Origin of the sequence: Phaeobacter gallaeciensis DSM 26640 (assembly GCF_000511385.1) — a bacterium.
Taxonomy (GTDB): domain Bacteria; phylum Pseudomonadota; class Alphaproteobacteria; order Rhodobacterales; family Rhodobacteraceae; genus Phaeobacter; species Phaeobacter gallaeciensis.
In genome coordinates, this window is the sequence record NC_023137.1 from 660,280 (window position 1) to 686,025 (window position 25,746).

The following is a 25,746-nucleotide window of genomic DNA, read 5'->3' on the forward strand; positions in this document are numbered from 1 at the left end:
CGTCATATCAACCTAGCATTTCTGGATCAGTGATCCTTGCGCTTGCTGAGGTAATCCTCGGTGGTTCGGACCCTGGGGCGGTCCGCACCAGCGAAGGGAGAGTTCTGCTGGTGGAACTGCGCATTGACGCGGCAGTCATCGCACATCTGGATCATCCGTGCCGCTTCTGGATTGGCAAACATTGAGTGTTTCCCGGCCAGCTTCTCGGTGATTTTGTCGATGGTTGATTTGACCCCGAACAGCGATCCGCATTCGACGCAGGCAAAGGGTTCTTCCTCGTGCAGGACCACTTGCGACAATGCAGCTGGTGTGAGGTTGAGGCGCGGTTCATAAGTGATCGCATCCTCCGGACAGACATTGGCGCAGAGGCCACATTGCAGGCAAGCATCCTCCTGAAAGCGCAGCTGTGGCAGGTCCGGATTGTCGCCAAGCGCACCTGAGGGGCAGAGCGAGACACAGGAGAGGCAGAGCGTACAGTTGTCCGATGACACCAGCACCGCACCATAGGGGGCACCCTCAGGCAACGACAGGGTCTCAGCCTCGGGCAGCAGCGCCTTGGCGGCTTGCCGGGTGATCTGGCGGCGGGTGCCCATGGGGCGTAGGGGTGTTTCGACCTGAGCCAAGGTGCCATCGCGAGCAAATAAAACATCGCTGAGTTGGTCTGGGTCGCTGAGGTCGAGCAGATGCAGGTGCGGACCGGCAATGGCTGCGGCGAGCGCGCTTTCGCGCTCCTGCACGTCGCGCTCACTCTTGGGAGAGAGCAGCACCGAGACCTCAGTGAAACCGGCGGCGAGGGCGGCCAGACCCTCGGCATGACCAAAGCTGTTGAGCGCGTCCACTGCCAGCGGGATCACATCTGCAGGCAGGCCACGACCGTGGCGGGCCGCCAGTTCGATCATCTCGCTGCCGTGCTGGTCGACCACGAGAAGCCGGGGGGTACGGCCGCCTGCGTCTAGATAAGCCTTCGCCAGTGTCTGGATCCGACGCATCAGCGCATCGGTTGGAGGTGCGTCATAGGTGATCGCACCGGAAGGGCAGAGCGAAGCACAGGATCCGCAGCCGGCACAGATCATCGGGTCAATGCTGACATGGTCGCCAGCAGGGCTGATGGCGCCGGTTGGGCAGACATCCAGACAGCGGGTGCAGCCAGTCTGGCCCGCGCGGGAATGAGCGCAAAGCAGTGGTTCACTGCGCACGTAGAGCGGCTTTTCAAAGGTCCCGATCAGTTGGCTTGCAGCGAGGGTGGCCTCAGCAACTGCCGGAGCGGATTTGGGGTCTGCACACAGATAACCGTCGCGTTTTTCCGGAGCAGGAAACAGCGCCTGGCCGCCACGCAGATCCAGAATGATGTCGCAGACCGAATGCCCGCCATTCCGGGCCTCGCCCCAAGTCCAGTTGCGCCCCGTGACATCCAGTTGCTGCAGCTGATCGATGGTGACGGCGAATTGTCCGAGTGCACCCTTGGCATGGCGCAACTGACCGGAAATCACATCATAGGCGCGGCTGTGAGGCGGGTCGCTTGGTGTATCGAGCAGGACGGTCACAGCAAGGCTGTCCTGCAGACGCGCAGCGGCCGCATAGGCCACATCCGGGGCGCCGAGGATCAGGCACAACCCTTCGGAATACAGGTCAATCGTCTTTGCAGGGGGCGGTGCCAATGTCGCTTCGGCGATCAGGGCGGTCATTTTGGGCAGCGTATCGGCGGTATCTGCGGTCCAACCGGCCCGGTCGCGCAGGTCGATGAACCCCGGTGAGGGGGCGTCGATTTCTTCTGCCAGAGCCTCGAAAATGCGGTGCTCCTGAGCGCAGCAAATAATTGCATCCTCTTGCGTCAGGGCCGCGGCAGCCTGTTCGATTTCGTCTGTGCAAAGCGCTGAATGCAGCTTGGAACAGGGCAGACGGGTGCTGCGTGACAAGGCCTCGGAATCGATAGATTGCGACCCAGAGCAATCACATAAAATCAATGTCTTAGGCATGGTCTCTCCGCGTATTCAGTGTTCGCTCTGGGTGGCGTAAATCCGCCGCTCTGTGCTCAGACTAGGCATGTTTGCGCAAGCAGGTAAACCGCAATTCGCAACGTGAAGGTGGCGCTGTTCCCGGCAAATCAAGCCAGTGATTCGCGCCACAGGCAGGTTGGGCTGCCCTTGCGTTAAGCCTGAGCAAATTAGTCAAAATAGACTTTTCGTCCGGGCCGTCCTGAGGTGCCATATCGGGTTGGTCAATTTGACCATTGATGTTGATTTAATGCGCCATCAGCAAAAGTTATCTTTCAGTACTGCTTAGGAATGCGGCACTGTCGAAACATCCAAACTCATGAGCAGGGCTTTGACGTGGCTGAAACCATAGATCCCAATGCAAAGACGTGTGTGATGCCGTTGGGTGTCGTCGTGCGGCGCCAGCCGGGCGTGACGCGTTGGGCGCGCTGGTCCTGGAGGGTGACCTCAGTCCTACCGGGGGCGGCACCAGCGGATTGGCAGCTTCTGCGCGAAGTGGATGAGATTTGCGAATTTCATGCTGCGACCCTGCCGCTGGAGCTGCATCGCAGTGAAGCCGAGGCGTATCTGCATGGCCTAACGGCTGAGCCACCTTGCATCTATGTGGTGCTGCGGGAGGGCACGTCGGAGGAGCGGCCGCTGGATGTGCTCTTGGTGACGGCTTCGCCCTATGAGGCGCAGGACTATGCCGACAACGGTGAGGATCTGGTGGAGAAAGTACCGATGCCGGATGGTCTGGTGGCCTGGATCCGGGATTTCGCACAGCTACATTTCCATGATGAACCGTTCAAGAAGCGTCGCCGGGATCGTGTGAAAACCAATGCGACTGAAGATGGTATTGGCGATCCGCGTATCTCGCAGCTGACCGATGTCTACCGGTCGCCCACGCTAAAGAAGGCGCGCCTGTCATGAGTGGGGGGGATTTCTGGTCCCAACGGCGCGCGAAGGTCGCGGCAGAGCAGCAGGCGGAGGCCGTCGAGGCCGCAGCCCTGGCCCGGGCAGCAGAGGAGCGGGCCCTTGAGGAGAAAAGCGATGCCGAGCTCCTGGAGGAGCTGAACCTGCCGGACCCGGATCAGATGCAGCAGGGGGATGATTTTAGTGTTTTCCTGAAAGAGACTATTCCTGCGCGGTTGCGGACCCGGGCGCTGCGGCGGCTTTGGACCAGCAATCCGGTACTGGCAAATGTCGATGGGCTATTGGACTACGGTGAGGATTTCACTGACAGCGCCATGGTCGTTGAGAACCTGCAAACAGCCTATCAGGTGGGCAAGGGTATGACCGCTCATGTTGAGGAGCTGGCGCGTCAGGCGGAGGAAGCCGCAGGCCCTCCGTCAGATGTCTTGGCCGACACGGAAGGTGCGGGCGCGTCAGGTGAAAAGACCGCGTCTGCAGGTGAGGACGCCGCCGCAGCGGACAAGTCGGTTGATGCGGTCCGTCGTCCCACCATGAGATTGCTTTCCCCGGCTGATGCGGATGACGCTGAATTGCCGACGCAGGAGGAGGTTGCGACCACGATTAGGACTGATGACGCACGGCCTGACCCGGCGGCACCCGACCCACTGGCACCTGACCCGGTGGCGCCTGCGCCGCGGCGGATGCGCTTTACCTTTGCCGCCGACCCGGATGCCCCTGCGGCCTGACCATCGATCCGACCCAAAGAGCCAAGATGCCCCCAAGGAGACACATATGACCGCCAGAGAAGCCCAGACAGAGACCATTGCACAGGAGGCCAGCCCTGCCATCCCGCAGGACGAGGATCGTCTGCGCGCGGATCTCTATAACTTTCTGGGCCTGATGCTGGCTGGCCCCCCGGATGAGATGCTGTTGGCCCAGATGGCGTCGCTGACGGGGGATGACAGCGATCTCGGCACCGCCATCAATGCGCTGGCGAAACTGGCCAAGCTGACCAAGCCGGCGGCCGCAGAGCGGGAGTTTAACAAGCTGTTCATCGGTCTCGGGCGCGGTGAGCTGCTGCCCTATGCGAGCTATTACCTGACCGGCTTCCTGAATGAGAAACCGCTGGCGGCCTTGCGGCAGGACATGGCGGTACGGGGCATGACACGGGCGCAGAACGTCTATGAGCCAGAGGACAATATCGCATCGCTGATGGAGATGATGGGCGCATTGATTGCGGGCAGATTTGGGTCTCCAGCGCCGCTGAGCGACCAGAAACAGTTCTTCAACAAACATGTCGGCCCTTGGGCTGGCCATTTCTTTTCCGATCTGGAGGCGGCCAAGAACTCGGTTCTTTATGCTGCAGTCGGTGCTGTGGGCCGGGTGTTCATGGAGATCGAAGCTGAAGGATTTCGGATGAGCGCGGAGCAATCCGCCTGAGCCGGGCCGGTGCGCCGGCCCATAACCCTGTGAACCAACCATTTGAGGAGGAGGATCACATGACCAGAAAGACCGAGGAGGCCACAAGCCGCCGCGACTTTCTCAAGCTGGCAGCGACCACAACGCCGATTGCGGCGGTGGCGGTTGCAACGACCGGCGGCACGGCCGAAGCGGCCGAGCCAGACCTGACATCAGAGGTGATGCAGGACACCGCGCATACCCGCGCCTACTACGACAGCCTCCGGTTCTGAGCGACCGGTGATGTATGAACGCCTACGGCGACTGGTTGCGTGACGCCCGACTGCCAAAGGCCCCCGATAACCCAGCGAACCCGTAAGGGAAGCAAGGGAGGAACATAATGCTTAGGAAAAAGACCAACGGGGTTGCGCGACGCCCCCAGCGGACCAGTATCCTGTCCAAGGTTGCGGAAAGCTCCGTTGACCGCCGCGCGTTTCTGCGCGGATCCGGCCTGGCCATCGGTGGCCTTGCCGCCATCAGCGCCACAGGTGGCTCAGTCACCAAGGCGAATGCCGCAACCGCTGCGGCGGGCGCGGTTGAGACCGTCAAATCCGTCTGCACCCACTGTTCGGTCGGTTGTACCGTCGTGGCAGAGGTGCAAAACGGCGTCTGGACCGGTCAGGAACCCGGCTGGGACAGCCCCTTCAACCTTGGCGCCCATTGCGCCAAAGGGGCCTCGGTCCGAGAGCACGCGCACGGTGAGCGCCGCCTGAAATACCCGATGAAAAAAGAAGGCGGGGAGTGGAAGCGCATCAGCTGGGAGCAGGCGATCAACGAGATCGGCGACGGCATGATGCAGATCCGTGATGAAAGCGGCCCGGACAGCGTCTATTGGCTGGGGTCAGCCAAGCACAACAACGAACAGGCCTATCTGTTCCGCAAGTTCGCCGCCTATTGGGGCACCAATAACGTCGACCATCAGGCGCGGATCTGTCACTCGACCACGGTTGCAGGTGTTGCGAATACATGGGGCTACGGCGCCATGACCAACAGCTACAATGACATCCATAACTCCAAGGCGATTTTCATCATCGGCGGTAACCCGGCAGAAGCACACCCCGTGTCGCTCTTGCATGTGCTGAAGGCCAAGGAGCAGAACAATGCGCCGCTGATTGTCTGTGATCCGCGCTTTACCCGCACGGCCGCTCATGCGGATGAATATGTGCGCTTCCGTCCCGGCACTGATGTGGCGCTGGTCTGGGGTATTCTCTGGCACATCTTCGAGAACGGCTGGGAAGACAAAGAGTTCATCCGTACCCGTGTCTGGGGCATGGACCAGATCAAGGAAGAAGTGGCGAAATGGACCCCGGAAGAGGTCGAGCGCGTCACCGGCACTCCTGGCAGCCAGTTGAAGCGCGTTGCGCGGACCATGGCGAACAACCGTCCCGGCACCGTGATCTGGTGTATGGGCGGCACCCAGCACACCACAGGTAACAACAACACCCGCGCCTATTGTGTTCTCCAGCTCGCGCTGGGCAACATGGGCACCTCGGGTGGCGGCACCAATATCTTCCGCGGCCATGACAACGTGCAAGGTGCAACCGACCTTGGCGTTCTGAGCCACACGTTGCCCGGTTACTATGGTCTGTCCAAAGGCGCCTGGGCCCATTGGGGTCGTGTCTGGGGTGAGGACGGCGAATGGCTTGCCGGTCAGTTCGACTCCATCAAAGGGGCCGATGGCAAGGACAAATCGCTGCAGAATCTGACAGGTATTCCGGTCAGCCGCTGGATTGATGGCATCCTTGAGGACAAGGACAACATGGACCAGCCCAACAACGTGCGGGCCATGGTTCTGTGGGGCCACGCGCCGAACTCTCAGACCCGTATGACGGAGATGAAGACGGCGATGGAGAAGCTGGACATGCTGGTCGTTGTTGACCCGTATCCCACCGTCTCTGCCGTGCTGCATGATCGCACCGATGGTGTCTATCTGCTGCCCGCCTGTACTCAGTTCGAGACCCGTGGTTCGGTTACTGCCTCCAACCGGTCCTTGCAGTGGCGTGACAAGATCGTCGATCCGCTGTTCGAGAGCCTGCCGGATCATGTGATCATCGCCAAATTCGCGAATAAATTCGGCTGGAGTGACCGGTTCTTCCGCAACATCGAGATGGAGGATGCCGAAACACCGAATGTCGAAAGCATCACGCGCGAATTCAACAAGGGTATGTGGACCATCGGCTACACCGGTCAATCACCGGAGCGGATGAAAACGCATATGGCCAATCAGCACACCTTTGACCGCACCACGCTGCGGGCCGTGGGTGGTCCTGCTGACGGGGATTATTACGGTATGCCTTGGCCCTGCTGGGGCACCGCCGAAATGGGTCATCCGGGCACGCCGAACCTTTATGATATGTCCAAACCAGTCTCCGAAGGTGGCCTGACCTTCCGCGCACGCTTCGGCGTGGAGCGGGATGGCGACAATCTGCTGGCCGAGGGCGTCTATTCTGCTGGGTCGGATATTCAGGATGGTTATCCCGAATTCACCTATCAGATGCTCAAGGACCTGGGCTGGCACACGGAGCTGACCCCCAGTGAGCGGGCGTTCATCGCGAAGGCGGCGGGCGTGGACGGGTTCGCTGACTACACCCACGAAGTTGGGGAACAAAGCATGTCGCCCTTCCCGTCGGACTATGACGACAAGGTCGCGAAGGTGAACTGGAAAACGGATCTGTCCGGTGGCATCCAGCGGGTTGCGATTGCGCATGAATGTGCGCCTTTTGGCAACGCCAAAGCCCGCGCCGTGGTCTGGACCTTCCCGGATCCGGTGCCAATTCACCGTGAGCCGCTTTACACCAACCGCCGGGATCTGGTCGAAGACTACCCGACATATGAGGACCGTCATTCCTACCGGTTGCCGACCCTCTATGCGTCGATCCAGAAGAACGACGTCTCCAAGGAGTATCCGATCATCCTGACCTCCGGTCGCTTGGTCGAGTACGAAGGCGGCGGTGAAGAGACCCGCTCCAACCCTTGGCTGGCGGAATTGCAGCAGGACATGTTCGTCGAGATGCACCCGCGCGATGCCAATAATATCGGCATTCGGGATGGGTCGCAGGTCTGGGTCGAAGGTCCGGAGGGCGGCAAGGTCAAGGTCATGGCGATGGTCACAGAGCGGGTCGGAGAGGGCGTTGCCTTCATGCCGTTCCACTTTGGCGGTCATTATCAAGGCGAGGACTTGCGCGACAAATATCCCGATGGCGCTGACCCCTATGTCTTGGGCGAGAGCTGCAACACCGCGCAGACCTATGGCTATGACAGCGTGACCCAGATGCAGGAGACCAAGTGTACTCTCTGCAAGATCAGCGCAGCATAAGGAGAAAGAGATATGGCAAGAGCGAAGTTTCTCTGTGACGCCGAACGCTGCATTGAATGCAACGCCTGCGTGACCGCCTGTAAGAACGAGCATGAGGTGCCTTGGGGTATCAACCGGCGCCGGGTGGTGACCATCAATGATGGCAAGCCCGGCGAACGGTCGATCTCGGTCGCCTGTATGCATTGCTCGGACGCGCCCTGTATGGCGGTGTGCCCGGTCGATTGCTTCTACCAGAACGAAGAAGGCGTGGTCCTGCACTCCAAGGATCTCTGCATTGGTTGCGGCTACTGCTTCTACGCGTGCCCCTTTGGTGCGCCGCAGTATCCGCAGGCAGGCAACTTTGGCAGCCGTGGCAAGATGGACAAATGCACCTTCTGCGCCGGTGGCCCTGAAGAGACGCATTCCAACGCGGAATTCTCCAAATACGGCCGCAACCGGATTGCTGAGGGTAAGTTGCCCATCTGCGCCGAGATGTGCTCCACCAAGGCACTGTTGGCCGGGGACGGTGATGTCGTCTCAGCCGTCTACCGCGAACGTGTGGTGGCGCGCGGCTTCGGTTCTGGCGCATGGGGCTGGGGTACAGCCTATGACCAGAAGGGCGGCTGATCAGCCTCCTGTGACATGATGGGATGGTCCGTTCGCGCGGGCCGTCCCGTTTCCTTATTCAGTTTTCAAGACAACCCAAGAAGGAGTGTGGCCCATGCTGCGCATCGCCTTTGCTATTCTGATGCAGCTGACGTTGATGGCTGGGATTGCTGTGGCGCAGGACGCTTCGGATGCCCCCGCGACGAGCAGTGTGCCGGACCGCAGTGCCACGGGCGGGGCGCAGACGCTTGAGGATATTCTGGCGCGGCAGCGCGGGGAGAAGATCGACGACAGCTTTCGCAGCGATGACACGGGCGCCGCGGCCTTGGGGGCCGGGTTGACCGAACAGCTGGGCACTCTTGGCGGCGCGTCTGACCCTGAGCTGTGGCGTGCAATCCGTTATAACGCTGCTGACCTACGCGTGTCGGCAGGCGGCGATGTGGCCACGGTGCTGGTGCAGGATGGCGGTATGCGCTGGCTGACCTTCCGCGAGGGGCCGTTGCGCACCTACGGTGGCTGGCTGCTGCTGGGCACTATTGCGGCGCTGGCCTTGTTTTATCTGCTGCGTGGTCGCATCCGCATTGACGCGCCCGCCACCGGGCGCAGCGTGACGCGGTTTCAGTTCATCGAACGGTTTGCCCATTGGATGCTGGCAGGGTCGTTTATCCTGCTTGGCCTTACTGGGTTGGCCAGCCTGTTTGGTCGTCTGGTGATTGCGCCTTATCTCGGCAAGGAGATCAATGCAGGCCTGCTGATCTGGAGTAAATGGGTACACAACAACGTCTCCTGGGCGTTCATGCTGGCGCTGGTCATGGTGTTTGTCATGTGGGTCGCCCATAACATTCCGAACCGGACAGATCTGGTTTGGATCCGTCAAATGGGTGGTATTGTGGGCAAATCGCACCCGCCTGCGAAAAAATTCAATTTTGGTCAGAAATTGATCTTCTGGTCGGTGATCGTCTTTGGCGCCTCTATTTCAGTCTCTGGCCTGTCATTGCTGTTTCCGTTCGAACTGCCGCTTTTTTCCAAGACTTTTGGCATCTTAAACGATCTCGGCTTGCCGCAGCTTGTGGGGTATGGCACGCTGCCGGTTGAACTTGCGCCGCAAGAGGAAATGCAGCTGGCGCAGATCTGGCACGCGATTCTCAGTTTTGTGCTGATGGCGATCATTCTGGCACATATCTATATTGGCTCTGTCGGAATGGAGGGCGCGTTTGACGCCATGGGCAACGGCGATGTGGACGAAGCTTGGGCGCATCAGCACCACTCTCTCTGGTTGGATGAGATGCGTGAAAAGGGTGAAGTCACTCCCGACGGCACGGGTAGCGGTGGCGCCAAGGGCGCAACACCGGCAGAGTGATCGGCGGTGGGGCGTCACATGTCAGCCTTCGTCGATGTGCCCCGGCGGATCTGCGCTATTTGCGGTGCAGCAGCGCTGTCGTTCATTGCTATCGGCGTCTACGCGGAGGCAGATGAATTCACCACATTGAAGGGCCACGGCGGCCCGGTGATGGCGCTGGCGGTTTCGCCGGAGGGGCAGGTGGCGACCGGCAGTTTCGACAATGCGGTTGGCCTGTGGAACAAACGCGTCCCACAATGGCTCGAAGCGCATGAAGCAGCGGTTACCGCATTGGCTTTTGCTGACGCCGAGCGGTTGATCACCGCAGGGGATGATTTTGCGCTCTACCTCTGGTCTCAAGGCAGCCATACGGGGGAACTGATCGGGCGGCATCTGGGCAAGATCCGGGCGCTTGCGGTGACACCGGATGGTGACACCCTTGTGTCGGCCAGCTGGGATGGGGAGATCGGCCTTTGGCCGCTTGCCGGTGGCTCCGAACAACGGATCAAGGTTGGTAGTGGAATCAACGATGTTGCTGTGGGACCGGGCGGGGCAGTCTATGCGGCCACCATGAACGGGCAGATCCTGGTCTACGAGGATGCCGCCAGCGCGCCGCGTCGATTGGTGGACCAGGGCTTTGGCATCAACCAACTGGTGCTGGGCCCGGATGGTGACTGGCTGGCCTACGGGGCTGTGGATGGCGCCACCCGTGTTGTTGACAGTCAAAGCGGCGATCCGGTTGCAGATTTCACGCTGGAGCGGCGGCCTATTTTGGCCATGGCCCATCACGAAGAGACAGCGCGGCTCGCCGTGGGGGACGGGCAGGGCTATATCATGATGGTAGATACGGAGACCTGGCGCATCAGCGCCGATTTTCGCGCCACCCGTGAGGGGCCGGTCTGGGCATTGGATTTCGCGCCGGACGGGCAAACGATCTGGGCGGCGGGGCTGGATGATCTGGCCTATGGCTGGCCAGTCGCGCTGATTGGAGAGACCGAGGCGCAGATGGCGGGCACTCGCGGGTTCCTGAAAGATCCGGCCACGATGCCCAACGGGGAGCGGCAATTTATGCGCAAATGTTCCATTTGCCACGCGCTCGGCCCTGGTGAGAGCCGTAAGGCGGGACCAAGTCTTTATGGTGTCTTTGGCCGTCCGGCGGGGACGTTGGCGGGTTATCGTTATTCAGAGGTCCTTGATGGATCTGATATAATCTGGAGGGAGGCGACGATTGATGCCCTCTTCGATCTGGGGCCGGATCACTATATTCCGGGCTCCAAAATGCCGATGCAGCGGATCACGGACCCGCAGGATCGGTTCGATTTGATTGCGTTTCTGAAACGCGCAACAGAGGTGGAGAAAGTGACCAAATGAAAGCCATGTTGACGGGATTTGCCGCCATCATCGTGATTGCTGCTGGTGCGAATTTTGCGCTGGACCAGGCAGGATTTGCCTCGCAAGAGGTGCATTCCGGACCCTCTGTCCGACTGGATTGATCGTGCTGACATCTGCACCGCCGCCCCGCGATGAATATGGGGAAAACCTTGCTGGTGCGTCGATACTGGTGATCGACGACGAACCGGGTATGCGCAATTTCATGACCAAAATCCTGACCCCCCGCTGCAAACGGGTGGAGCAGGCGGCCTCTGCTGCGGAGGCGTCTAACATATTGGATCAGGCCCATTTTGATCTGATCATCCTCGACAATATCATGCCGGGCAAAACCGGTTTGGAGTGGGTGCAGGAACAGCATAAGGTTGGCCTGTTTGCGGACACGGTGCTGGTCACGGCCTATGCGGATCTGGAAACAGCTATTCAGGCCCTAAGGGTCGGCGTCGCGGATTTCGTTCTGAAGCCGTTTCGCGCCAATCAAATCCTGAATTCGGTGGCCCGCGCACTGGATCGCAAGCATCTACGACGGGAAAACTACCTGCTGAAACATGCCCTGTCGGCTGAAGGCACAGCAGCACGCGGGCGATTGTTGGGGAAATCCCCGGCCATTCAGACGGCGCGCGACATGATCACGCGGCTGGCACCGCTGCCCACACCGGTCCTGTTCACGGGCGCCAGCGGTACGGGCAAGGAAATCGCCGCGCGGACACTGCATTCGCTGTCGGATCGGGCGGAAAAACCGTTTGTTGCGGTCAATTGTGCCGCCATTGCGCCTGATCGGATCGCACATGAGCTGTTCGGCATGGTGGATGCGCAGGACCGCCGTCAAGACGGGCTGTTTTTATACGCTGACGGGGGAACGCTGTTTCTGGATGAGATCGCGCAGATGCCGGAGCAGGTGCAGGCAGCCTTGTTGCGAGTGCTGGAGGACCAGCGCATTCGTCCGGTTGGCGCCGAACGCGACATCCCGCTGAACCTACGGTTTCTGTTTGCCACCAATGCCGATCTGGAACAGGCGGTGGCTGAAGGACGGTTCCGGGCGGATCTCTATCACCGGATCAATGTGGTCAACATCCAGATGCCGCCGCTGCGCGAACGGGTTGAGGATATCGTCGAGCTGGCCGCGCTCTTCATGGAGCAGTTTTCCACCACGCTGGCGATGCCCGCGCTTGAGCTGGACGCTGAGACCCTCTTGAAATTCAGCCGCTATGACTGGCCCGGCAACGTCCGCGAGTTACGAAACCTGATCGAACGCTCGGTCATTCTGGGCGCCTTTCCGGAGGAGTTTGCAGGAACGGGCGCGGTGACAGGGGCGGCCGCGATGGATACGCTGGATCTGGTGATGCAACGCCACATCATGCATGTTCTGGATGCCTGCGAGGGTAACCGAGCAGAGGCTGCCCGCAGGCTCGGCGTCTCGCGCAAGACCGTGGATCGCAAATGTGCCAGCTGGGGTCTTTGATCTGAGTGACAGCGGCGGGCGGTGCGCTTGCCGTTTTGCGGCTCCTTCACCTAGGATGTCGCCTCGACTGATGGCAACCAGATTGAGAAAACCGCGCCGATGATTTCCCCGTCTTCAACGCGGTTCTCGGCCGAGATTACACCGCCTGCGCGTTGGATCAGGGTCTGGCTGATCGATAGACCCAAACCAGTGCCTTCGCCCAGTTTGGTAGTGTAGAACGGGTTGAACACCGACGGCAGGTCTTTGGCCGCGATCCCAGGTCCGGTGTCCGAGACCTCAAGACAGGCGCCGCTGACATCATTCCGATCCATTTCGCGTAAGGTCAGCACGAGCTGGCCGGAGCCCTCCATCGCCTGTACGGCGTTTAGGATCAGATTGATCACCACCTGCTGCAACTCGCCGGGATCGATGCGGACCGCCGGTGTTTCGGTGAACTGTTTGATCACGGCGACGTCCTGTTTGGTCACCACGTGATCGACCAGCACCAAACAGTCGGACACCACCGGCGCCAGCTCCAGCCGCTCCTCAAAGGTGCCGAATTCAGTCGGGCGGGCGAATTGCAGCAGCTTGCCGACGATGGCGCTAATCCGCAGGATCTGATCGTCGATCAGTGCCAGCTCCGTTTCCACGTCCTCTGTCGCAGAGCCGAGTGTCATCCGCATGACATCGACGTTGCCCTGAATGACCGCAATGGGATTATTGATCTCATGGGCGACACCAGCGGTAATTTCCCCGATCGAGGCGAGTTTTTCACTCATCACCAGTTGTTTGTAGGTTGCTTCCAGTTTGTCATTGGCGGCGCGCAGTTCCGCAGTGCGCTGGTCAACGCGGGCGTTTAGCTCACCCGCCCAGTCGCGCAGTTTCTGGTCGCGGTCCTGGACCTGATCCAGCAAACTATCGAGATGGGCTGCGACCTGGCCGATTTCATCGCGTCGCCCCACATCTCCATTGCGCGCGGCCAGATCGCCACGTTCCACGCGGGCCATGGTGTGGCTCATCTGCTCCAGCGGCGCGAAGATCCCCTTGGCCAGCCATAAAAACAAAGGTGCCGAGAGCAACAGAACCGACAGGAAGGACAGGACAACGGTCCAGTAGGCAGAGACTTTGGCCGCGGCAAACGGCGCCTCAAGAAAGCCCACATAGAGCATGCCGACCCGTTTTCCGAAACTGTCGGTTAGTGGCAGATAACCGGAGATATACCAATCGTTCACCACAAAGGCGCGGTCGAGCCAGGTTTGCCCGTCCCCAAGAACCGCGTCTCGCACGGCTTGCGAAACACGGGTGCCGAGAGCGCGCACATCCTCAAACAGACGAACGTTGGTGGAAATGCGGGTGTCATCCAGAAACAGCGTTGCGGTGCCCTTGCGGCTGATCCGGTGACTGTCGCCGAGATAAACCAAGGCGTTGATCGTATCGATGAAATTGAGGTCCCGGTTCAGAAGCCTCCCCGCCACCAGCACGCCTTCGTTGCCCGGGTTCGACACTGGGGCGGCAGAGTGGATGACCATGCCACGATCTTCGGCGGGGCGGGTTGTGGGCGCAGCAGCTTCGGTCTCAATCAGCGGGATGCGGGCGCGGTCGCGCAGGGCCGCCGAGATCACATCGAGATCTGCAGCGGTGAAAATGTCGATTTCCGAGGCCAGCTGCCCTTGGGCGGCGCGGTTGATGACCGGCCAGCGACGGGCATCACGGTCAATGTTGCGCATCGGCAGATAGTAGAGGAAATCGAGCCTGAGCGCCTGTCTACGTTGATCCAGAAACCTCAGTTGATCCTGTAGCGGTGCGCGCAGGACCTTGGCAAATTGGGTCGAACTGGCGATGGCCGCCAGATCATCGCCGCTGTTTGCCTGCAGCTGCCGCAGGTATTGGTCAGCGATTTTCAGGTCGCTTTCCACGTTGACGATCAGGACGTTGTCATAGTCGGCGTTCCACCGGGCCATCGCCACGACCAGAAGCAGCGGCATCACCACGCTGAGCGGCAAGAGCGCGAGCAGAAGGAGGCGAAGCCGGACAGATTTCAAGGTGATGAGTTCCTGTGGACAGCGGGCACATCAGCACGCGGGTAAGCCGTGGCGTGCGGCATTGTTTGACTGTCGCATGATGCGGATTGGCGGGGCAAGCCCGGACAGACTGATCCTGCCGGACCGCCCCCAATCAGGCCGGGATTTCCTTGCCCGCCCAGTCGAAGACCCGGCCGCTGTCACTGGGGGAGAGGCCGTCGATGACCTGAGCCAGATATGCTGCGGACTGGGAGGGCTCGAATAAAGCATTTGCAGAGACGTTTTTGGAGAAGGGCCTAGAAAGCGGCGTTCGCACCGTGCCGGGATGCAGCCCGACGCAGATCATCTGGTCATTGCTGCGTGCTGTTTCGATTGCGTAGTTGCGGATCAGCATATTCAGCGCTGCTTTTGACGCGCGATAGGCATGCCAGCCGCCAAGTCCGTTGTCGCTGATTGAACCGACCCGCGCTGACAATGCTGCAAAGACGGCAGGCCCTTTGCGGGGCATGATCGGCAGCAGGTGCTTGGCAACGCTTGCGGGGGCAAAAGTATTTATTTCAAAGACTTTCCTGAAGGCTTCAGGATCCTGCTGGCGGTAGCTTTTTTCGGGTTTTAGGCCTGTCTCATCGGAGAGCACCCCGGTTGCGACAAGCACGAGATCCGGTGCGATCCCACGGCTGCGCAGAGTGCTGGCAAGCTCGGTTAGCTGTGCTTCGTCGGTGATGTCCACTTGGTGAGTGTTGATCTTGGGGCGCGGTGGTAACGTGCTGCGGGCCACTGCGGTCAGGCTGGCGGGGGACTGCGCCGCATAGTGATCCACCAATGCCGATCCTATACCGCCCGTAGCGCCAATGATCACGATGTTCTGCGGCGCGCTCATTTACCCGCTCCCATCAGGCGCAGGAACAGTTTGCGCGGAAGGTACTTTCCGACCGTGAACACCCAGGCAAATGGTGCCGGAAAACTAGTACAGAAGCGCCCGCTTTTCATCGCTTTCATACAGGCTTCCGCCGCCTCATCCGGGGTCTGGATCATTGGCATGTTGAAATCGTTTTTCTCAGTCAGCCGGGTCTTGATAAAACCGGGATTGATCACTTGGATTTTGATTGGAGTCTGAAACAGATCCGCCTGGAGATTTTCCGCCATGTGCATAACGGCGGATTTGGATGCGCCATAGCCTGTGGCGCCTGGGAGACCCGTATGACCGGCGAGGGAGCCGATCAGGACGATATGCCCCTCATTGGCGGCCACCATCTGAGGCACCACACGGCCGACCACACGAATGGCCCCCATGAAGTTAACATCACAGATCAGCTCAACCTTGTCGGCGTCCCAATCCTGTGCGGGCATTGGATCGTAAGCGCCTGCACAGTAGAGGATGCCATCCACCTTGCCGATCAGCGCAACAGCCTCACTGATGGCGTCACCATCGGTCACATCCAGCGGTAAGGCGGTGGCGTTGGATAACTCACTCGCGAGCTCCTGCAATCGTTCTTCGCTGCGGGCCGAAAGCACCAGCCGCGCCCCGGCGGCGTCCAGCTTTTGGGCAATTGCGCGGCCCAATCCTTCGCTGGCGCCGACGATCCACCATGTCTGTCCTGCAAACATCTTAGTTTCCTTTCGGACGGATGGTGGCCACCAGCTCTGCGACCTTGATGCCGAATTTGCGCATTTCAGAGCGGTTCATGATGGTGCCGTTCTCCATCAGATACATCCAATCAGTGACGTCCAGCACATGACCGCCCGCACTTTCGGGGAGGCGGATGCGATAGGTCAGGCGCACGGCTGCGCCGCTCTGCTGACCCTCGCCGGTGCCGATGATGTCGTCTGCGGTCGCGGTAAACGCCCCGTTTTCGCCCATCGTGAGGAACCACTTGCGTTGCTGCGTGCCGCTGCTGGCATACGAGAAATCCTCGCTCAACGTACCGGTGTTGCCGTCCCATGTTCCATTCATCGTGGCAACAAACCGCGACACGACGCGGCCCATTGGACCATAGATCATGCCTTCGGAAATCATTTCGCCGCTCAGATGTGTGCGAATGTCGAAGGCGGGACCGGTATCGGCGTAGTGCTGGGAGCGTTGGCTGCGAAACCCGAAACCGGGCCGGAGCAGTGCAAGCAGCAGTACCAGGATGATCGCTACAAGCAGGAGTTTCATGGCGCGGTGACCTTTCTTGGGAGACGGAGGACCATCGCAATTGCGATGAGTTTGATGCAGCAGGGAATGATGGCGTAGGCCCATGTCAGGGTCTGGAGTGCAGCGGTGCTGTTCTGGCCGCCGGGGGTGAACCCGCTCAGTTGCAGCAATGGCAGAAGCAGGACTGCAGCCGCAGCAAGCGCCAATTTTGCAGCGAAGGACCAGAGTCCGAACGCCTGCCCGGCCTGCAACCCGGCCCGTGCCAACATGCGCGAAAACAACACCGGCAAGATCACCATATCTGCGCCAAGCGCTGCACCGGATCCGACGCAGATCAGGGCAAATCCGAGAGCGGCACCCGCAGGCAGAAACGCCGCAGAAACAAATGACAGGATCGCCAGAACCATGGCCGGAAACAGCACATTGCGCGCCCCAAAACGGTCGGCGGCTCGTGTCCATACTGGTACCGAAAGTCCTGCGGAGAGGAAAAACAACACCAAATAGGGACCGGCCATATCGGGCAGTTCCAGCTTGTCCTCGACGAAGAACAGAAACAGCGTTGAGGTCATGGCGACGGGCAGGCTGTTGACCAGAGCCAAGGCCAGAAGGCGAAACCCACCAGCCTCACGCAGGGCGGCAATTGACAGGGGCTGCTCCGGGCGCGGGGTCGTGGTCCATAGACCGCGGGTCAGCCACCAGACTACGATGCAAAGCCCCGCAAGCATCGCGCCAAAGGCAGAATAACCGGCCTGACTGGCCCCCAGCGCACCCAACAGGCTGGGGGCGAGGGCGGCGAGGATGATCCCCGCCAATGTGCCACCCTCGCGATACCCGGCAAGGCGTATCAACGCCTCAGGGCTGCCGGCAAGCGCGGTGCTTTGTCCATAGAATAGTACGGTGCCCAAACTGTAGGCTGTGAACAGCAACACCAGTGCAATCACCAGCCAGGGCAACACGCCCCCGGCAGTTGGGCGATATGTGTAGAGCAGGAGGAACCCTACAGCCATTCCAAAGGCTGCCAGCGCCGCAAAGGTCGCCCGTTCCTGTGGCCAGCGGTCGGTGACCCAGCCGAGCAGCGGATCCTGCACGAAATCAAGCACCCTTATCCCGGCCAGCACTGCCGCCAAGGTGGCCAGGCTCACCCCAAGCTCCACCGTCGCAAAACGCGGCAAATGGATATAGAGTGGCAGGCCAGCAGCAGCCAGCATCATGGCAAACAGGGAAATACGGGTGGCCTGCATCAGTTGCCCCTGAGCCGACTGGACAGGCGCGCGGACCGGCTGTTGGGAGACAGCCAGATATTCAGAAACCGTTTGCGGGCCTCTGCATGGCGCACATCACAGGTCCGCCGCCCATTCAAATAAAGGGCCACCTGGTTCGGGTCCTGTGTGGTGGCGACAAAGCTGTCCCCGGCTGCCACATCGCGAAAGCAGGTTTCCAGCTTCGCAATCAATCGCTCCTGATCCGCGCGTGGCCCTTCAAGCCGGGTCAGTTCTGCGGCGGTGGCCTTGGTCAGCTGCGCCCGCGTGAACCCGCGCCGATAGCTGAGCTTTAGGGCCATAGGTGTTTGCCAATCGAAGCGGTTTTGACCCTCTGCAAACAGGCTTGCGTCATATAGCGGAAGGCCGAACCAGCGGAAGGTCACTTCACCCAGTTTAATCGGGGATTTAAGGCCTGTTTCCGCCGCTGCCGCGCTGCTCAGGAGCACAGCCAGCCCCAATGCGAAAGCTGCCATGACAGAGCGATGGCACGTCCGGAGGCTCTTGGGTACGTAGGGCTGGTGTGGATCAGGCATGGGCCAACTCCACTTGTACGACATCCGTCTGCCCGACCTCAAAGGACGCAGCACAAGTTTCCAAGTAATACCGCCAATTGCGCAGGAAGGCATCGCCATAACCCAGGGCCTGGACCTTTGCTGTCATCGCCGAAAGCCGGGCCGCCCACTCGCGGCAGGTGCGGGCGTAATCCTGACCAAAGGCAAAGTTATCCGTGACCTTCAGCCCGGCAGTGCGCGCTTGATGTGAAATGACTGCATCGGACAGCAACATGCCACCGGGGAAGGTGTATTGGCGGATATAGTCCGAGGATTGCCGATAGATATCGAAATAGCTGTCCTGCACCGTGATCGCCTGCACTACGGCACGGCCATCATCCGCGAGGCGGTTCTTTAAGGTCGAAAAATAGCTGGGCCAGTATCGTTCGCCTACAGCCTCGACCATTTCGATGGAGACGATATTGTCGAATTTACCTTCCGATTTGCGATAGTCGCAGAGCCGGATGTCGGCCCGTCCATCTAGTCGTGCATCGGCATAGCCGAACTGGCTGGGCGATATCGTCAGGCCAGTAACATGGCGGCCCTGTTCGGCGGCGCGATCCGCAAATCCACCCCAACCGCAGCCAACTTCCAACACCCGGTCGCCAGCGCTCAGACGGCTGAGAACCCGATCATATTTGCGGGTCTGGGCGCGGGCCAGATCATTGTCGCCGGGGGCAAACAGCGCCGATGAATAGGTCATGCTTTCGTCCAGCCACAGCTGGTAGAATTCATTGCCGACGTCATAATGCGCCTTGATATTACGCGATGCTCCCTTGATCGAATTGGCGCGCAGCATCCGGTCCACCACCCGGTATTTTAGACCCGCCCAGAAGCTGGGATAGGCATAGTCGGTCAGATGATCGAGGTTCATCAGCGCCACTTTGATCACATCTTCGATGCTGGGGCTGTCCCAAAGTCCTGAAACATAGGCCTCGCCGAGGCCGATATCCCCGCGGGCAGCCATAGCGGTGATCGCACTCCAGTCATGCAGTTGAATTTCTGCATGCGGGGCACCGGCGCCGAAATCATGCAGATCCCCTTCGGGCGTATGCAGGCGAAGGCTGCCGTTGCGGATGCGGGCGCAGCTGTCGAGAAAGTCGTGTTTCACACGTTTGGTAAGGAATATCATCAGCTGACCTCATGTTCCGGTGGGGTAGGGCGGGGGTGATAGCTTGCGCCCTTCAGTTTCAGTTTCAGCGCCTGCCAATAGATCAGCGCAAGCGTGCGCAGGGTTCCGGCAGGGCGGCGCAGGCTGGCGGCTAGCACGGCGGTGTTGCTCAGCGGCTGTCGTGGGCCGGTCAGGGTGGCAACTACCCCCTGGTCGCCATTCTTGTGGTCGATGCGGATTGCGATCCGCCGTGGCCCGATGTCGAAATTGAACCAGTAGTCTCCCGCGATCTGCTGAAAGGGAGAGACGTGGAATATCTTCTTGGCCTGCAGCTTGTCCGAGGGGGCAATCGCGGTGAATTCGGGTTTGTGACAGACATAGCTGTGCCGGTCGCCGAATGTATTGCTGACCTCTGCAATGACCGCGTGCAGTGCGGTGCCTCGAAAGGCGAGCCAGAAACTGACGGGGTTGAATATGTGACCCAGATAGCTTGGTTGTGTCAGCAGCCGAATGGTAGTCCCGTCCAGCTTCAAGCCGGCGTCGGCAAAGACCTGTTCCGCCCAGGGCAGCCCAGCGCCCCGACGTGGCGCGCCGCCGTGATTGCGGTCATGCACCGAAAGCAAATTGAAGCGATTGCGGGAGAACAGCAGCGGGCCGTTTTCTGCGCGGGGATCAATCAGCACATAGTCCACACCGTAGCGGAAGCTGTTGGCGATAGCACCATAACGGGCGTGGGTAGTCTGCCCGGCGATATGATCGGGCCACTGCGTCATCCCACCACCTTGGTGCGCGCGCTGATCCCCCGTGCGACGCGCACGGCGCTGGCAAAACCGTCTTCATGGAAGCCGTGGCGCAAGTAAGCACCTGCAAACCAAGTGTTGTTCTGGCCTTGGATGTCGCCGATTTGGCTCTGCGCGCGCAGGGCTGCCGTATCAAACACCGGGTGACGGAAGGTTTTCTGATCGTAGATCAGATCGCTTTGCACATCTTTTACCGGATTCAGGGAGACAAAAAGCGGGTCATTTTCATCGATGTTCTGAAGCCGGTTCATCCAGTATGTGACGCCGATGGCTGCCCGGTCATCGCGGGTGTCGGCCTTGTAGACCCAGGAGGACCAACAGGCGCGGCGGCGTGGCATCTGTGCGCTGTCATGATGCAGGATCATTTCATTGTCCTGATAACGCATAACCCCCAGCGTTGTCTGTTCTGCGCGCGTTGGCTGGCTCAGCAGGCGCAGGCTGTCGTCCGAATGGCAGGCCATGACCACCTGATCAAAATTCTCGCTGGTGCCGTCAGGCAGATGGATACACACGCCCTCTGCAGCGCGCTCGACACTGCGCACTGGGGTGCCGGGACGCAGCTGACAGCCCATCTGTTCCAGTCGGCTGGTCAGACGGCGCACATATTCGATGCTGCCACCTTTGACCGTCCACCACTGGTGTTGACCTGAGGCACTGAGCAAGGCGTGATTGCGGAAAAACCGCACCAGCGACTGGGCTGGAAAGCCACGGATCTCATCAGGTGGGGTGGACCAGATCGCGCCACAGATCGGCATCAGATAGTAGCGCTGGAACCAATCCCCCAATTGCAGATCATTGACCAACTCACCAATGGTGACGCTGTCGCTCTTGGCCACTTGTTCGGCATTGGCGTTGAAGCGCAGGATGTCCCTGACCATGCGGAAAAATGCGGGTCGCGCAATATTGCGACGCTGCCCGAGCAGCGCCCCAAGATCTCGCAGCCCGTATTCCACGCGTCCATCACCGATGCTGGCGCCAAAACTCATGTCGCTTTTGACAACGGGAACCTCCAAATCGCGAAACATCGACGTCAAATGCGGGTAATTCACATAATTGAAGACGATGAAGCCAGTATCGACGGGCTGATCCCCATTGCGCCCTGCCATCACCGTGCGGGCATGACCGCCCAGCCGCGGGGCGGCCTCAAATAGGGTGACATTATGCGTCTTTGCCAGCAGCCAGGCTGTGGCCAGCCCGGAAATCCCGCCGCCAACAACGGCGATACGCTCGCGAGCGGATGATAATGCGTCAAAGGACATGCTGTCTCCATCTGTGATTTCAAGTTGTTACGCGGCTTCTGCCCGAGCGGATCAAAAAAGGTGACAGCAGATTTTGGTGAATTGGGAAAAATACGAAAAAAATCCGGCGCAAAGTGATCCATCACCGGAAAACGAGCGTAATGCATACATGTTGACCACGCTGAGCGATCCAACTCTTGTAGCCCCTGCGCCACCCGTTACGGTAGACCGTGACACAAGTGCATCGTGCGAAAGGAAAAAAGTGGAACGGGAGAGCTTGTCTGATCAGACACTCTGGATGCTGGCCGTGCGCGATAATCGCTGCAAGGTGGCGTTTGGACGGCTGTTCGACTATTTTGCGCCGCGCCTCAAGGGGGTGATCTGCCGGTCCGGTATGCCGCCCAGTCAGGCCGAAGAGGTGGTGCAAGACGTCATGCTGACCGTGTGGCGCAAATCGGCAATGTTTGATCCGGAGCGGGCGCAGGTGTCGGCCTGGATTTACCAGATCGCCCGCAACAGGCAGATCGACGTGATCCGCAAGGAGCGGCGACCGATACCGGAAGAGCTGAAGCTTCCGGAAGAAACACAGGAAGATGCAGCGCAGATTCTGGCGCTGGATCAGGAAACATCGAAGCTGCGCGCCGCCCTTGCGCGGTTGAAACCTGCTCAGCGTGAGATGGTCGAAAAGGCCTATCTGGGCGAGCTGACCCATGCGGACATCCGGGAGCAAACCGGGCTGCCGCTGGGAACAATCAAATCCCGCATCCGCCTCGGACTTGAGCGGTTGCGTCACGAGTTGAAGGAACAAGGACTATCATGACCGGCGTACGCCATCATATCCCTGACCCGTTGTTGGTGGCTTACGCCTCTGGCAACCTCCCTTATGCCTATTCGCTGGTCGTAGCGACGCATCTGTCGATGTGTGACAGCTGCCGCACCCGGTTGGCTGCGCATCAGGCTGTTGGAGGTTCCGTGTTGGAAGCCTGCGGCACGCGGGATCTGTCGAATGATCTGCGGGATCGCGTGTTCGCTGAGTTGGATGAGCCTTATGAGGAGGCGCCGCAATTTACCCGTTCCGGCATTTTTCCGGCGCCAGTCATGCAGGCGCTTGGTGGCTTGCCGCCCAAGTGGAAATCCCTTGGTATGGGGGTGCGCCAATCCATCCTGAGCCATGACGACGGGGGCAGCGTTCGGCTGTTGTATATCCCGTCGGGGCAGGCGGTACCGGACCATGGCCACAATGGGCTGGAGCTGACATTGGTGCTGCAGGGCGCGTTTCGTGATGAGACAGGGCGCTTCGGCGTTGGCGATCTGGAAGTCGCCAATGATGATCTGGAACACACGCCGATCGCCGAGGAGGGTGAGACCTGCATTTGTCTGGCCGCGACCGATGCCGCGCTGCGGTTCCGGTCGCTGGTACCGCGCCTGCTGCAACCGATCTTCCGTATCTGAACATATAAGAGGACGCGTCTGGCCAAGGTTGGCAGGGTCATCCGGTTATGAGAAAGGGCTGCCCGAGGGCAGCCCTTTTTGCGTAGTCATGGATGGCAGTTCTGGCGTTCAGCCATTCATCACCTTGCCCATGTGGCGGCCGGTGTCGACCATCCGGTTGGAGAACCCCCATTCATTGTCATACCAGCTGACAACACGGACCAACCCTTCGGCGGTGACTGCGGTCTGCGGCGCGGCAAAGCAGGAGGAATGCGGGTCATGGTTGAAATCAATGGAGACCAACGGGTCAGTCTCATAGGACAGGATACCTGCCAGAGCGCCCTCGGAGGCCGCCTTCATTGCGCCGTTGATTGCGTCGACTGTTGCAGCTTTCTCAGGAATGAAGCTGAGGTCCACTACGGATACATTTGGTGTCGGTACGCGGATTGCCGATCCTTCAAGACGGCCCTTCAGATGCGGCAGCACTTCTGAGATCGCCCGCGCCGCACCGGTCGAAGTGGGGATCATCGACAGGGCAGCTGCACGAGCCCGATAAAGATCCTTGTGGCTGGTGTCATGGGTCGGCTGATCACCGGTGTAGGCGTGGATGGTGGTCATATACCCGGTCTTGATGCCGAATGTGTCATCCAAAACCTTGGCGACGGGCGCCAGACAATTGGTGGTGCAAGAGGCGTTGGAGACGATTACGTCGTCCTTGGTCAGGTCACCATGGTTGACACCAAACACCACGGTACGGTCGACATCCTTGCCCGGTGCAGAAATCAGAACCCGCTTGGAACCATTCTTCAAGTGTTTTGCGGCGGTGTCACGGCTTGTGAACAGGCCAGTGCATTCATACGCAATATCAACGTCTTGCCAGGGCAGTTCTTCTGGATTGCGGATCGCGGTCAGACGAATGCTGTGGTTGCCCACCTGCATGGTGTCGCCATCCACCTTCACGGATGCGCGCAGGCGTCCATGCACACTGTCGTATTTCAGAAGATGCGCCAGTGTCTCAGCCGGGGACAGATCATTGATGGCCACAACCGAGATATCGTCGGCGTTGCTCTCCAGCAGGGCGCGCAAAACGCCGCGGCCAATGCGTCCAAATCCGTTGATAGCAATTTTCAGGGTCATATGTGCAACTCCGATGATGATGTGGGTGCAGCCCTCGACGGGCGCGCCCGGTGGTCTGACAGTTGCGGCATCGTTATCGCTAACAGTGGCAAAAATCAAGCCCGTTCGCCATGCAGGCCTAAGGTGTTAAAATCTTTGGGTAGCGGTGCGGCGACAGTATGTACTGCTCTGGGCTTCGACGCATCCTTACAAGACTGCACTGGGCGGTTGGTCAGTCGTCGCTGCAGCTGGGCAAGGCCTGTCACGCTGCGGCAGACTGTCAGTTTCTCACTATCCTTGTGTCCTCAGATATCAGCCGCATGGTCACTATGGTGATTTAATCTTAAAGATTACACGCTATGATTGTTTAGTCGCTTTGGCGCAGGGAGCCTTCATGCCAATTCGAATTATCTTGTTGCTTGTCGTTGCACCATTGTTTTTGCTTGCCGGATATTTTGCCTATAGCGAAATTGCAAAGCAAAGAGAGCTGCATGTGCAGGCTGGGCAGACTGCCCAGACCGCCCGTGAAGACAGCGCAATCAGCGATGTAATCCATGAAGTACAAAAGGAGCGGGGGTATTCTGTTGGTTATGTGTCATCTGATGGTCTGACCTTTCCAGTTGAATTGACATTGCAGCGCGACCGGACAGATCAGGTTCTTGCATCGGCGCTGTCCGGTATCGATCTCATCGCGACAGAACACCGAACAGAATTTGATCACGCTGTCAGGCATTTGCAGTCCTTGCAGCACATGCGGCGCCGTATCGATAAAGGAAGCGGACCGGATAGCGAAACAATTCAAGAGGTGATCAGTGCTTACTCCAGTCTAATTGATACACTGGTGGCGCTCGCGCGGGCCAGCACGGGGTCTGACAAATCGACTGAATACCATGCATTGCGGCAAGCACGCTTTCTGATCAGTTCCGCAAAAGAAAAAGCAGGGCTGGAACGGGCCATCGGCGCGGCAGGTATCGTGAAGGTGTTTTCTCTCTCGCTGCAGGAAGAGTTGATGTCTCTGCGGCGCGAACAGCTAGCCATGCTGAGCGAAGCGGGCGCCGTCAAAGGCAGCACAGCTTGGTTACCGGTGCTGCAGAGAACGAGACAATATATAGTGCTAAGGGACTTGCACGAGACCGTTGTTGCAGCTGATGCTGCCCTCCAGACGACCCCCGTAACGCGCCCACAGTGGATTACGGCTTCGACTGCCTGGATTGATCTTCTGCGACTGGAAGAGGCTGTTATCACAGCTGAACTCGTTTTTCTCGCCAATCAGCTCGAGCAGGAGACGGCATCCCAGTTGACAGAACTTATCTGGTTCTCGCTTTTCGCGGCCCTTTCGGCTGCGACTTTCGTCGTTGTAGCGTTGAAGTAGAGGATTCTTGGACCTGCGCCGACGATTGTCCCCACCGCATCTGCCACACGAACCTTGCGCAGTGCAGGCGGCTTAACGGTCCAAAAAATCGGGTGGCCTGATATTCGCGCTGGCTCCTCGGCAGAGCATCGGATTCCAGTTCAAAGAGCGGCATGTGATCGAAAATCACTCGATCCGCCCGCATAGCGCACTTCTGTGCGCCATTTTAGGAGATGTTAGGACATCTAGGTTACCGCTGGGCGCATATTTTTTTGTTTCATTCACGATGGCGTTTAAGAGCAAGAGGTACAA

At 59.5% G+C, this 25,746-nt stretch carries 24 protein-coding genes; 13 read left to right on the forward strand and 11 right to left on the reverse strand.

From position 1 onward, the window contains the following. Positions 1 to 26 precede the first annotated feature (26 nt). The gene (locus GAL_RS03195; protein ID WP_024096152.1) at positions 27 to 1,976 is read right to left on the reverse strand and encodes a 4Fe-4S binding protein; all 1,950 of its coding nucleotides are present in this window, start codon (positions 1,974 to 1,976) and stop codon (positions 27 to 29) included. Positions 1,977 to 2,369: 393 nt separating this feature from the next. On the opposite strand from GAL_RS03195, the gene GAL_RS03200 reads away from it, so the two are divergent. From GAL_RS03200 to GAL_RS03240, 10 genes are all read left to right on the forward strand, one after another. Next, positions 2,370 to 2,906 carry a DUF3305 domain-containing protein gene (locus tag GAL_RS03200; RefSeq protein ID WP_040104212.1) on the forward strand — a complete coding sequence of 179 codons (537 nt, stop codon included), beginning with the start codon at positions 2,370 to 2,372 and terminating at the stop codon, positions 2,904 to 2,906. Beyond that, positions 2,903 to 3,634: a DUF3306 domain-containing protein gene (locus GAL_RS03205; RefSeq protein ID WP_024096154.1), complete on the forward strand. Its 732-nt coding sequence runs from the start codon at positions 2,903 to 2,905 to the stop codon at positions 3,632 to 3,634. Before GAL_RS03200 ends, GAL_RS03205 begins: the two co-directional genes overlap by 4 nt. A gap of 46 nt (positions 3,635 to 3,680) precedes the next feature. Next, positions 3,681 to 4,328 carry a TorD/DmsD family molecular chaperone gene (locus GAL_RS03210; protein ID WP_024096155.1) on the forward strand — a complete coding sequence of 216 codons (648 nt, stop codon included), beginning with the start codon at positions 3,681 to 3,683 and terminating at the stop codon, positions 4,326 to 4,328. 59 nt (positions 4,329 to 4,387) lie between these two features. Continuing rightward, entirely contained in the window at positions 4,388 to 4,579 is a 192-nt protein-coding gene (locus GAL_RS03215; RefSeq protein ID WP_014875663.1) for a twin-arginine translocation pathway signal protein, read from the forward strand. A gap of 107 nt (positions 4,580 to 4,686) precedes the next feature. Next, entirely contained in the window at positions 4,687 to 7,662 is a 2,976-nt protein-coding gene (locus GAL_RS03220; protein ID WP_024096156.1) for a formate dehydrogenase subunit alpha, read from the forward strand. 12 nt (positions 7,663 to 7,674) lie between these two features. Next, complete coding sequence (fdh3B, locus tag GAL_RS03225) at positions 7,675 to 8,268, forward strand: formate dehydrogenase FDH3 subunit beta (RefSeq protein WP_014875661.1); 594 nt, start codon at positions 7,675 to 7,677, stop codon at positions 8,266 to 8,268. Positions 8,269 to 8,362: 94 nt separating this feature from the next. Beyond that, positions 8,363 to 9,607 carry a formate dehydrogenase subunit gamma gene (locus GAL_RS03230; protein WP_024096157.1) on the forward strand — a complete coding sequence of 415 codons (1,245 nt, stop codon included), beginning with the start codon at positions 8,363 to 8,365 and terminating at the stop codon, positions 9,605 to 9,607. Between the two features lie 18 nt (positions 9,608 to 9,625). Continuing rightward, complete coding sequence (locus tag GAL_RS03235) at positions 9,626 to 10,957, forward strand: c-type cytochrome (RefSeq protein ID WP_024096158.1); 1,332 nt, start codon at positions 9,626 to 9,628, stop codon at positions 10,955 to 10,957. Next, on the forward strand, positions 10,954 to 11,079 hold the full coding sequence (locus GAL_RS22870) for a hypothetical protein (protein ID WP_024096159.1): 126 nt from the start codon (positions 10,954 to 10,956) through the stop codon (positions 11,077 to 11,079). Before GAL_RS03235 ends, GAL_RS22870 begins: the two co-directional genes overlap by 4 nt. Then, a complete protein-coding gene (locus tag GAL_RS03240) occupies positions 11,076 to 12,437 on the forward strand; it encodes a sigma-54-dependent transcriptional regulator (protein WP_040104211.1) in 1,362 nt (453 codons plus the stop codon). Before GAL_RS22870 ends, GAL_RS03240 begins: the two co-directional genes overlap by 4 nt. A gap of 50 nt (positions 12,438 to 12,487) precedes the next feature. Here the strand turns inward: GAL_RS03240 and GAL_RS03245 are convergent, their stop codons facing one another. From GAL_RS03245 to GAL_RS03285, 9 genes are all read right to left on the reverse strand, one after another. After that, positions 12,488 to 14,458, reverse strand: a complete 1,971-nt coding sequence (locus GAL_RS03245; protein WP_024096161.1) for a sensor histidine kinase — start codon at positions 14,456 to 14,458, stop codon at positions 12,488 to 12,490. Between the two features lie 133 nt (positions 14,459 to 14,591). Next, positions 14,592 to 15,317, reverse strand: a complete 726-nt coding sequence (locus GAL_RS03250) for an SDR family NAD(P)-dependent oxidoreductase (protein ID WP_024096162.1) — start codon at positions 15,315 to 15,317, stop codon at positions 14,592 to 14,594. Beyond that, complete coding sequence (locus tag GAL_RS03255; RefSeq protein WP_024096163.1) at positions 15,314 to 16,045, reverse strand: SDR family NAD(P)-dependent oxidoreductase; 732 nt, start codon at positions 16,043 to 16,045, stop codon at positions 15,314 to 15,316. Before GAL_RS03255 ends, GAL_RS03250 begins: the two co-directional genes overlap by 4 nt. A 1-nt stretch (position 16,046) precedes the next feature. Beyond that, entirely contained in the window at positions 16,047 to 16,595 is a 549-nt protein-coding gene (locus tag GAL_RS03260; protein WP_024096164.1) for a DUF3833 domain-containing protein, read from the reverse strand. After that, positions 16,592 to 17,815 (reverse strand): MFS transporter, encoded by a 1,224-nt coding sequence (locus GAL_RS03265; RefSeq protein WP_024096165.1) that lies wholly within the window; start codon positions 17,813 to 17,815, stop codon positions 16,592 to 16,594. The genes GAL_RS03260 and GAL_RS03265 overlap by 4 nt, the downstream gene beginning before the upstream one ends. Next, positions 17,815 to 18,369, reverse strand: coding sequence for a chalcone isomerase family protein (locus GAL_RS03270; protein WP_024096166.1), 555 nt, complete (start codon positions 18,367 to 18,369; stop codon positions 17,815 to 17,817). Before GAL_RS03270 ends, GAL_RS03265 begins: the two co-directional genes overlap by 1 nt. Next, entirely contained in the window at positions 18,362 to 19,519 is a 1,158-nt protein-coding gene (locus GAL_RS03275; RefSeq protein WP_024096167.1) for an SAM-dependent methyltransferase, read from the reverse strand. Before GAL_RS03275 ends, GAL_RS03270 begins: the two co-directional genes overlap by 8 nt. Beyond that, on the reverse strand, positions 19,519 to 20,271 hold the full coding sequence (locus GAL_RS03280; RefSeq protein ID WP_024096168.1) for a DUF1365 domain-containing protein: 753 nt from the start codon (positions 20,269 to 20,271) through the stop codon (positions 19,519 to 19,521). Before GAL_RS03280 ends, GAL_RS03275 begins: the two co-directional genes overlap by 1 nt. Continuing rightward, entirely contained in the window at positions 20,268 to 21,557 is a 1,290-nt protein-coding gene (locus GAL_RS03285) for an NAD(P)/FAD-dependent oxidoreductase (RefSeq protein ID WP_024096169.1), read from the reverse strand. Before GAL_RS03285 ends, GAL_RS03280 begins: the two co-directional genes overlap by 4 nt. Positions 21,558 to 21,705: 148 nt before the next feature. Here GAL_RS03285 and GAL_RS03290 point away from each other — a divergent pair, with 148 nt between their 5' ends. Both GAL_RS03290 and GAL_RS03295 read left to right on the forward strand, forming a co-directional pair. Further along, on the forward strand, positions 21,706 to 22,356 hold the full coding sequence (locus GAL_RS03290; protein WP_040104210.1) for a sigma-70 family RNA polymerase sigma factor: 651 nt from the start codon (positions 21,706 to 21,708) through the stop codon (positions 22,354 to 22,356). Then, positions 22,353 to 22,988: a ChrR family anti-sigma-E factor gene (locus GAL_RS03295; protein WP_024096171.1), complete on the forward strand. Its 636-nt coding sequence runs from the start codon at positions 22,353 to 22,355 to the stop codon at positions 22,986 to 22,988. Before GAL_RS03290 ends, GAL_RS03295 begins: the two co-directional genes overlap by 4 nt. 108 nt (positions 22,989 to 23,096) lie before the next feature. On the opposite strand, the gene gap is transcribed toward GAL_RS03295, so the two are convergent. Further along, a complete protein-coding gene (gap, locus tag GAL_RS03300; RefSeq protein WP_024096172.1) occupies positions 23,097 to 24,104 on the reverse strand; it encodes a type I glyceraldehyde-3-phosphate dehydrogenase in 1,008 nt (335 codons plus the stop codon). Between the two features lie 373 nt (positions 24,105 to 24,477). Here gap and GAL_RS03305 point away from each other — a divergent pair, with 373 nt between their 5' ends. After that, positions 24,478 to 25,455 (forward strand): nitrate- and nitrite sensing domain-containing protein, encoded by a 978-nt coding sequence (locus tag GAL_RS03305; protein WP_024096173.1) that lies wholly within the window; start codon positions 24,478 to 24,480, stop codon positions 25,453 to 25,455. The last annotated feature ends 291 nt before the right edge of the window (positions 25,456 to 25,746 follow it).

What these genes read in the sequence shown, in the direction of transcription:
- GAL_RS03250 (WP_024096162.1), bottom strand. Translation starts at nt 15,317, where the DNA reads ATGAGCGCGCCGCAGAACATCGTGATCATTGGCGCTACGGGCGGTATA.
- GAL_RS03205 (WP_024096154.1), top strand. Translation starts at nt 2,903, where the DNA reads ATGAGTGGGGGGGATTTCTGGTCCCAACGGCGCGCGAAGGTCGCGGCA.
- GAL_RS03295 (WP_024096171.1), top strand. Translation starts at nt 22,353, where the DNA reads ATGACCGGCGTACGCCATCATATCCCTGACCCGTTGTTGGTGGCTTAC.
- fdh3B (WP_014875661.1), top strand. Translation starts at nt 7,675, where the DNA reads ATGGCAAGAGCGAAGTTTCTCTGTGACGCCGAACGCTGCATTGAATGC.
- GAL_RS03285 (WP_024096169.1), bottom strand. Translation starts at nt 21,557, where the DNA reads ATGTCCTTTGACGCATTATCATCCGCTCGCGAGCGTATCGCCGTTGTT.
- GAL_RS03210 (WP_024096155.1), top strand. Translation starts at nt 3,681, where the DNA reads ATGACCGCCAGAGAAGCCCAGACAGAGACCATTGCACAGGAGGCCAGC.
- GAL_RS22870 (WP_024096159.1), top strand. Translation starts at nt 10,954, where the DNA reads ATGAAAGCCATGTTGACGGGATTTGCCGCCATCATCGTGATTGCTGCT.
- GAL_RS03265 (WP_024096165.1), bottom strand. Translation starts at nt 17,815, where the DNA reads ATGCAGGCCACCCGTATTTCCCTGTTTGCCATGATGCTGGCTGCTGCT.
- GAL_RS03270 (WP_024096166.1), bottom strand. Translation starts at nt 18,369, where the DNA reads ATGCCTGATCCACACCAGCCCTACGTACCCAAGAGCCTCCGGACGTGC.
- GAL_RS03220 (WP_024096156.1), top strand. Translation starts at nt 4,687, where the DNA reads ATGCTTAGGAAAAAGACCAACGGGGTTGCGCGACGCCCCCAGCGGACC.
- GAL_RS03235 (WP_024096158.1), top strand. Translation starts at nt 9,626, where the DNA reads ATGTCAGCCTTCGTCGATGTGCCCCGGCGGATCTGCGCTATTTGCGGT.
- GAL_RS03260 (WP_024096164.1), bottom strand. Translation starts at nt 16,595, where the DNA reads ATGAAACTCCTGCTTGTAGCGATCATCCTGGTACTGCTGCTTGCACTG.
- GAL_RS03290 (WP_040104210.1), top strand. Translation starts at nt 21,706, where the DNA reads ATGTTGACCACGCTGAGCGATCCAACTCTTGTAGCCCCTGCGCCACCC.
- GAL_RS03215 (WP_014875663.1), top strand. Translation starts at nt 4,388, where the DNA reads ATGACCAGAAAGACCGAGGAGGCCACAAGCCGCCGCGACTTTCTCAAG.
- gap (WP_024096172.1), bottom strand. Translation starts at nt 24,104, where the DNA reads ATGACCCTGAAAATTGCTATCAACGGATTTGGACGCATTGGCCGCGGC.
- GAL_RS03305 (WP_024096173.1), top strand. Translation starts at nt 24,478, where the DNA reads ATGCCAATTCGAATTATCTTGTTGCTTGTCGTTGCACCATTGTTTTTG.
- GAL_RS03280 (WP_024096168.1), bottom strand. Translation starts at nt 20,271, where the DNA reads ATGACGCAGTGGCCCGATCATATCGCCGGGCAGACTACCCACGCCCGT.
- GAL_RS03200 (WP_040104212.1), top strand. Translation starts at nt 2,370, where the DNA reads ATGCCGTTGGGTGTCGTCGTGCGGCGCCAGCCGGGCGTGACGCGTTGG.
- GAL_RS03255 (WP_024096163.1), bottom strand. Translation starts at nt 16,045, where the DNA reads ATGTTTGCAGGACAGACATGGTGGATCGTCGGCGCCAGCGAAGGATTG.
- GAL_RS03275 (WP_024096167.1), bottom strand. Translation starts at nt 19,519, where the DNA reads ATGATATTCCTTACCAAACGTGTGAAACACGACTTTCTCGACAGCTGC.
- GAL_RS03230 (WP_024096157.1), top strand. Translation starts at nt 8,363, where the DNA reads ATGCTGCGCATCGCCTTTGCTATTCTGATGCAGCTGACGTTGATGGCT.
- GAL_RS03195 (WP_024096152.1), bottom strand. Translation starts at nt 1,976, where the DNA reads ATGCCTAAGACATTGATTTTATGTGATTGCTCTGGGTCGCAATCTATC.